5 protein-coding genes are annotated in these 6,813 nt (G+C 61.6%); 2 read left to right on the top strand and 3 right to left on the bottom strand.

Translation table 11 applies throughout. From position 1 onward, the window contains the following. Positions 1 to 209 precede the first annotated feature (209 nt). Positions 210 to 1,280 (bottom strand): site-specific tyrosine recombinase XerC, encoded by a 1,071-nt coding sequence (xerC, locus tag IEX44_RS20775; protein WP_188698832.1) that lies wholly within the window; start codon positions 1,278 to 1,280, stop codon positions 210 to 212. 1 nt (position 1,281) lies between these two features. Further along, positions 1,282 to 4,311: a CHC2 zinc finger domain-containing protein gene (locus IEX44_RS20770; RefSeq protein ID WP_188698829.1), complete on the bottom strand. Its 3,030-nt coding sequence runs from the start codon at positions 4,309 to 4,311 to the stop codon at positions 1,282 to 1,284. A 112-nt stretch (positions 4,312 to 4,423) separates the two neighbouring features. Between IEX44_RS20770 and IEX44_RS20765 the strand changes: the two genes are divergently transcribed. Further along, positions 4,424 to 4,813: a helix-turn-helix domain-containing protein gene (locus tag IEX44_RS20765; protein ID WP_188698826.1), complete on the top strand. Its 390-nt coding sequence runs from the start codon at positions 4,424 to 4,426 to the stop codon at positions 4,811 to 4,813. A gap of 142 nt (positions 4,814 to 4,955) precedes the next feature. Then, positions 4,956 to 5,207, top strand: coding sequence for a helix-turn-helix domain-containing protein (locus IEX44_RS20760; protein WP_188698824.1), 252 nt, complete (start codon positions 4,956 to 4,958; stop codon positions 5,205 to 5,207). A 768-nt stretch (positions 5,208 to 5,975) separates the two neighbouring features. Here the strand turns inward: IEX44_RS20760 and IEX44_RS20755 are convergent. Then, positions 5,976 to 6,620: a hypothetical protein gene (locus tag IEX44_RS20755; protein WP_188698820.1), complete on the bottom strand. Its 645-nt coding sequence runs from the start codon at positions 6,618 to 6,620 to the stop codon at positions 5,976 to 5,978. Between the last annotated feature and the right edge of the window lie 193 nt (positions 6,621 to 6,813).

The raw sequence follows: 6,813 nt of genomic DNA, 5'->3' as shown, positions 1-6,813 counted from the left end.
ATATGCATAGATAGTTCACCCTGACGCAAACCGTCGTACACGCACCCCGCAAACCCAGCACCCACGCGCCTTTCAGCCTCATTCTGCCCGCAGCAGCCACCACCGGGGCAAATTTTTTTCCAGACGCGTTTTTCTGGCGGACCAGCCGCAGTTCAGGCGTGCGTTTTCCGCCACGCAGACGGCGGCTAAAGGGGTCAATCAGGGGAGGATCAGTCTTCGTCGTCCAGCAGCGGCCACAGCTCGGTGGTCGCGTCCGCCAGGCTGTCCGCCCGCCGCAGGCGGGCCGGGTGTGTGGCGTCGTGGATCGCCCGCAGGTGCTCGATGCTGACGTGGGTGTAGATTTCCGTCGTGCTCAAACTGGCGTGGCCCAGCAGCGCCTGCAGCACGCGCACGTCGGCCCCGGCTTCCAGCATGTGCGTGGCCATGGCGTGCCGCAGCAGGTGGGTGGCGCCGGGTTTGTGAACGCCGGCGAAGTCCATGTACCGTTTGACGTGTTGGGCCACGAAGGCCGGGCTGACCCGCTCGCCGTAGTCGGTGACGAACAGGGCTTCGTGTTCGGCAGCAACCAGTTGCGGCCGGGCTTCGGTGAGGTAGCGTTCCAGCCAGGCCAGCGCCCGTTCTCCCACCGGGACCACCCGGTCCTTGCGGCCCTTGCCTTCGCGCACGAACAGCAGCCGCCGGTTCGGATCGACGTCATACAGGGCAAGTTTGGCCACTTCCATCCGCCGCAGGCCGGTGCTGTACAGCAGTTCGAGCATGGCCCGGTCGCGCAGGCCGTAGGGGGTCTGCGGGTCGGCTTCGGCCAGGATCGCTTCCACTTCCTGCACGCTCAGGATGGCGCGGGGCAGATGTTTGGGCAGCTTCGGCAGGTCGAGTTCACTGGCCGGGTTGTAGAGGATGTGGTTTTCCCGGGCCAGCCATTTGAACCAGGTTTTCAGCGGGGCCAGTGCGCCGTGCTGGCTGCCCAGGGTCAGCGGGGAGCCGTCCGGCTTGCGGTAATAGAACAGGTGTCGCTGGTAGCGGTCGAGGACCGGTTTGGTAATGTCGGCCGGCTGTTGCAGCCCGCGTTCATCGCACCAGCTCACGAAGCGGCGCAAGGCGGTGCGCCGGGCGATCACGGTATCCGGGGAGTAGCCCGTGACGCCCAGCCATTCCAGGTGGGCTTCCACCCAGCCCAGCAACGGCAGGCCGGCGAGTGGATCCACCGTACGCCGGGCCGGGGCCGCCGGTTTGACCGCTGCCGGTTTGCGGGTTTTGAGTTTCTGGCCAGCGCGGGGCATGTCACACCCCGGCCGTCAGGGGGCCGGCCTGCGGGTACGATGCCATTCTGCCGTTGCGGGGGTGGCGTGTTTCCGGCAGGTTGTCAGAGACTTGGGCGGCAAGCCCCGGCAGTGCTGGCGTGGCGTCATGCAGGAGGGGCTGACCACCGGCCGACCCGGCCCCGGCCACAGCCCGACCGGGGGCCGACTGCCCGCGTGACGACCCCGACCGCTCGCCGTCGTACAGGCAGGCCGGGTCCAGCAAACCCGACAGGTACGGCACATTGCGGCCGTCGCCGTCGTACAGCAGTTCGTACTGGAAGCTCTGGCCAGACCGGTGCACCACCAGGTATTCCAGTTCAGCCAGCCGGGCCAGATGCACCTTGAGCTGGGTGTCGCCCCAGCCGGTGGCATCCCGCACGTCCTTGCGGCTAAAGCGGTATTCAGACCGGTGCAGCTCCAGCGCCGTGGCCCGGTCGCTCACCAGATCACGGACCAGCACCAGCAGCCGGCGGGTCTGTGGCGGCAGTTCATCCAGGCTGCGCCCCAGCACTTCGTGCGCGAGGCTGTTGGCCAGCGCAATGTCGTCCGGCGTGACCTCGATGTATTCAATGCGGCGGCCCGCCACGGTGACGGCTTTGGCAGGACGCTGGTACTGGTGCACCAGGGTGATGGTGTCGATCAGGCTCAGGTATTTTTCGTGATCGCGCCGGGTGCGCGTGCGGTCGTTCATGAAGGTGAGCCGGTCGGCAAACGGGTTGACCACCACCACCGGTTGCAGCAGCCGCTGCGCGTTGCGGTGCAGGGCCAGCACGGCATCCTTGTGTTCCTTGCCCAGGAGGCCGGCCAGGGTGCGGCGTTCACGCTGGCGGCGGTGGATGGCGGCAGTCTGTTCGCGGCCTTCGTCCACCGAGAGCACCAGGCAGCGGTTCAGCAGTTCTTCATCCACGTCGATGGCGGTCGTGGTCATGAACAGGCTCATCGGGCCTTCGACCTTGTATTCCTGGGCCACCAGGTTGCCGTTGGCGTCGGTCCCGGTACTGGCCATGGTCAGTTCGCCATCGGATTGCAGGAGCTTGAGGGCATAGCTGGCCCGGCTGGCCCCTTCTTCTTCGGCAATGGCCAGCACCTTGTGTTTGAGGTTGGTCTGGCCCATGTAGAACAGCGACTGGCCACTCATGGCCGAGTAGCGCACCGTTTCTTCCGGCGGCATGAAGGCCAGTACCGCATCCATGAGGGAGGATTTGCCGGCGGCGCTGGAGGACTGCACCACCACGGCCAGCGGCCGTTCCAGCTTGCGGCTGGTCGCCGCCAGCCAGGCCGTGAGCTTGTTGGTGGCTTCGCCCACCACCCCGCAGGCCTCGAAGTCGGCCAGCACCCGGGTCAGCAGGTCCGGGGTGCGCAGCAACGCCAGGGCGGCGCGGCGTTCGTCTTCATCCAGTTCCGGCACGGGCGGCGCCTTGGGTTCCAGCGCGTCCCGCAGCTGGTCATCCTGCAACTGTTCCAGTTTGAGCAGCAGGCGGCCCAGCTCGGCCTTGAGCACCGCCTCGGGCAGATGCAGTTCCGCCGCGGCCTGTTGTACAAACACGGCCCGCGCCCGTGCCGCGTACAGGTCCAGGGTGTCCACGTGGAAGGCATCGCCGCAGGCCACCAATACGTTGACCTTGAGCACGCCGATGGCCAGATTCCGGGGCAGCCCGCGCACCCGCCAGCGGCGGGCGTCCTCCCCGTCACCGAAGTGCATCACCACTTCCTGGTCGGTGACCACGGCGGCCGGTACCGCCGGGGCCGGTGGCATCACGGCCGCCGGCAGCACCGCCCCGGGCGGGTTATCAGCGGCTGGAACAGGCGCAGGTGCCGGCTCGTTTTCAATGACGGGCTCTGGCGGCAGCACCTGGGCCATCACCGGCCCGGCCACCTCCCGCGCCGGGGCCTGGCCTTCACCCAGCCAGACCGCCTTGCGGATCAGCAGCCCCAGCGACTTGCCTGCCGGTTGCAGTTTCAGGGCGTATTCATTGGCATCCATGCCTTTCGGGAACTGGATGCGGTAGCAGGCCAAGCCCTCGGCCTGCAAGCGGGTGGCCAGCCCGGCCGCCGCCTGTTCCCCCGCATCATCCCGGTCATAGGCAATCAGCACGCGCTCGATGCCGTGCCGCCGGAAGGCGGCCAGGTGTTCGTCCGTAAAGCCCTGGGTGCCATAGCTGGCGGTGACGTTGCGGTAACCCGCACACCAGAAGGTCATGGCATCCAGCAGGGCCTCGCACAGGATGACCTCGCGGCTGCCGGCCAGCGCCGCCTCGTTCCACACGCCCCGGTGCGGGCCCGGCAGGTACAGGTGTTTCGGCGTACCCGAACGCAGGTTGTCCAGCAGCTTGCGGCCGTACATGCCTACCACGTTGCCGGCCAGGTCCAGCACCGGGATCACCAGCGAGCCGTTGAAGTGTTCATGGCCCGAATCCCGGTAAATGCCCAGCCGCTGCAAGCGGCCCCGCACCTCCGCGCCGGCGACCCGGTTTTTTTCCGGGAGGCGCAAACCCAGCGTCCGGTTGGCATACCCCAGCCGGAAGGTCTCGACCAGTTCCGGGTGCGTCAGCCCCCGGGTCTGGAGATAGGCCAGCGCGTCCGGCTGCTGTTTCAGCGTCGCGTGGTAATAGTCGGCCACCTGGGCCAGCACCACCTGATCCTCCGCCTCCACAGCCACCGGTGCAGCCAGCTTGCGCACCGTTGATTGCCGCACCGGGGTCTGGGCACCCGCCGGATCAGCGGCTAAAGGAAGACCTTCCCGCAACAGCTCCACGGCATGCCGGAAGCTGATGCCCTGCATTTTCATGACCCAGTCGATCGGGCCACCGGCCGTACCACAGCCAAAGCAGTGGAACAGGTTCTTGCCCGGCGAGACGATCAGGCTGGGCGTGTCATCGGCATGGAACGGGCAACCACAGGCGTAATCCTTCCCCTGTTTTTTAAGCACCAGTCCGGCAGCTTCCACCAGGCGCACCAGCGAGACCTCTGTTTTGAGACGCGCTACTTCTGCGTCCGGGATGCGTGCCATGCGGTTTCCTCGTAAAACCCTGTCAAGTAGTCTGGAGTAAAAATAACTCTATTCCAGATTACTCCGATTCAGAGTACAGTCAAGCCAGTAAACCAAAACAGGGGTTATTGTCATGGCTGTTACCAAACCGATCACGATGGCCATGAACACCAGGGAAGAACTGTTTTTCAAGGAACTCGGCGCACGCATTGCCTTGGCCCGCAAGGGTCAGAATCTGACGCAGCAACAACTGGCCGAGCGGCTGGGGATTGCGCAGCAGACGCTTGCGCATTACGAAGTCGGGCGCCTACGGGTGGCAGCATCACTACTGCCCACCCTGGCACAGGTACTGGACTTGACGCTGGATGAGTTGCTGGGACAGGCCCCCGCCAGATCGACCGGTAAACGCGGGCCGGCATCCCGTCTGCAACAACAGGTCGATGCCATCAGCCAGTTGCCCAAACCCAAGCAACGGTTTGTGCTGGAGATGCTGGAAACAGTATTGGCCCAGCAACAGCACTGACCCTTCTCGCAACTAAAGCGAAGCCTCCTCACCCCGCAGCACCACTGCCGGGGGTCAGGGGGCTTTTTTAGCAGCTATAGAATGAACAGGAAGTTCATTCGAATGAACCAGGGGGCATGCTTGCCCCGTTCGAGAGGATCTGATGGCTCAATTCACCCCCTCCAGTGGCAATGTCTACGCCGACCTCGGCCACACCAACCCCGAAGGCATGCAGGCCGTATCCAGCCTGGTGATGGCCTTGCGGCAGCAGATCGGCGCACGCCCGCTGGCCGACGTGGCACCCCAACTCGGTCTGCACGCGGACGATCTGGCGGAGATTTTAGGCGGGCATTTCCGGCCCGAAGACCAGGCCCGGCTGGCCGGCTACGTGGCCGCGCTCGAAGCCACGACCTGACGCCAAAGGTGACAAAAACAGGAGTCCTGGCCAGTCGCTAAAAGTGACAACATCCGGGCTTGAGGATCTGGGCGGCCTGCAACCCGCATTTTTACTGGAATCCGGCCTGCGCCAAAGGTGACAAAAACAGGAGTCCTGACCCGCCGCTAAAAGTGACAACATCCGGGCCACCCCTCCGCGGGCAGTTATCAAACAGTTATCAATTAGTTAGCATTTTTCCGGCTGGCGGAGGCCGCAGTTATCAAATCCCGCCACCACGGGTCGTCTACAAATGTTCTACAAATGTTCTACAAAAGATCTACAAATCGTCTACATTCCGTCTACAAATGTTCTACAAAATCGCTCGATAATCAACAAATCGTCAACAAAAGATCAACGTTTCATCAACATTTCGTCAACAAATCCACCCCGGATTCAGTGGTTTTATCGCCACTTTGCGATCAGGCACTGCCTGATCGTGTGATGAGGACGCCCCGCGACTGTTTTCTGGTCGATGGAATGGGCAATTTGATGCCCTCAGCGCCCCTTTCCTTAACGCTAAAAACCCTATACACCATACGCACCTGTGCGGTGCGCTTAACTACTTGATTTGCAAGGTTAATTGGCGATTTTCGACAACCGGATTTGTATACAACACATTACAGAATTAGCGTAACCTGCTGATTTGCAAAAGCAAAAGTGTTTACAAACTGTAAGCACAGCGGCTTGCCAGATCTATCACCGCTGCAAATATAAAAAGCCCACCGGTCAGATGGGCTTTTTTTAGGCTTAACGTGTTATTCGACGGCGCAGAATTTTTACCCGCTCCGGCCATTTTTCTTTTAAGAACACTTGGGCTGCTTCGCTTCCACCATCTGCGGCATGTCGGATCAGGCTCTCCATGTCGTCCAAATCTTGCAGCGTCCACGTATCGTCGAACCGGTCCAGTCTGAGCAACGCCCCTTCAAAGACACTATTCGAATCCTCAGAACTCAGAAGCTCCGCAGCCTCTTCATCAAGCTCTTTCTGAAAGGCTGTCGCACCACGGCGATAATCTTCGAGGTTAAAGATATCCACCTTGGTCTTCGCGGAAAAATAACCCAGCACGAGAACGCCGAGTCCCCGCTCGAAACCTCCCATCTCAAGCAGTGTCTCCTGCGATGCCTCATAAAACAAATCAAGCGTGCCATCAGTTTTTTTTACTAACAGTTGAACCATGGATCGAGGCGGGTCCAACCGGATAACAACATCATTAGTATCAAGCTCTCGCATCACAGTAACCCTACTCGCTCTGGCAATCTTGGTAACACGCGGTGTACTTGGCATCAACCGAATCCATACATTGCCGGAATTGTTTTTTCTGACGCCCATGATCGGTAATTGCCAGGCAAAACGCTCTACCCGTATCCCAATCCGAATCGCACTGACGCTCACAATCGTCTCGGGAGCTACAGATCTTGTGCCACCACTTACTTATCTTGGATGCTAAATCTGCATTGGGATGGGGTCTTAGCTCAGGGAGGGGATCATTGAAGTCGCATCGAATAGCAATGCCTTCCCATTCGCAAGTTCCGTCAAGGCCAGTACTGTCGGACTGCTTTACTGGGTTTCCCGCCACATATGCATA

Source organism: Silvimonas amylolytica (genome assembly GCF_014645555.1).
In the GTDB taxonomy this organism is placed as follows: Bacteria; Pseudomonadota; Gammaproteobacteria; order Burkholderiales; family Chitinibacteraceae; genus Silvimonas; species Silvimonas amylolytica.
The sequence above is the reverse complement of the archived record's forward strand: the minus strand, read 5'-3'. Positions and strand labels throughout refer to the sequence as shown.

Bases quoted from the DNA above. Each gene is read 5' to 3' on its own strand.
- xerC (WP_188698832.1), bottom strand. From the start codon at position 1,280: ATGCCCCGCGCTGGCCAGAAACTCAAAACCCGCAAACCGGCAGCGGTC.
- IEX44_RS20770 (WP_188698829.1), bottom strand. From the start codon at position 4,311: ATGGCACGCATCCCGGACGCAGAAGTAGCGCGTCTCAAAACAGAGGTC.
- IEX44_RS20765 (WP_188698826.1), top strand. From the start codon at position 4,424: ATGGCTGTTACCAAACCGATCACGATGGCCATGAACACCAGGGAAGAA.
- IEX44_RS20760 (WP_188698824.1), top strand. From the start codon at position 4,956: ATGGCTCAATTCACCCCCTCCAGTGGCAATGTCTACGCCGACCTCGGC.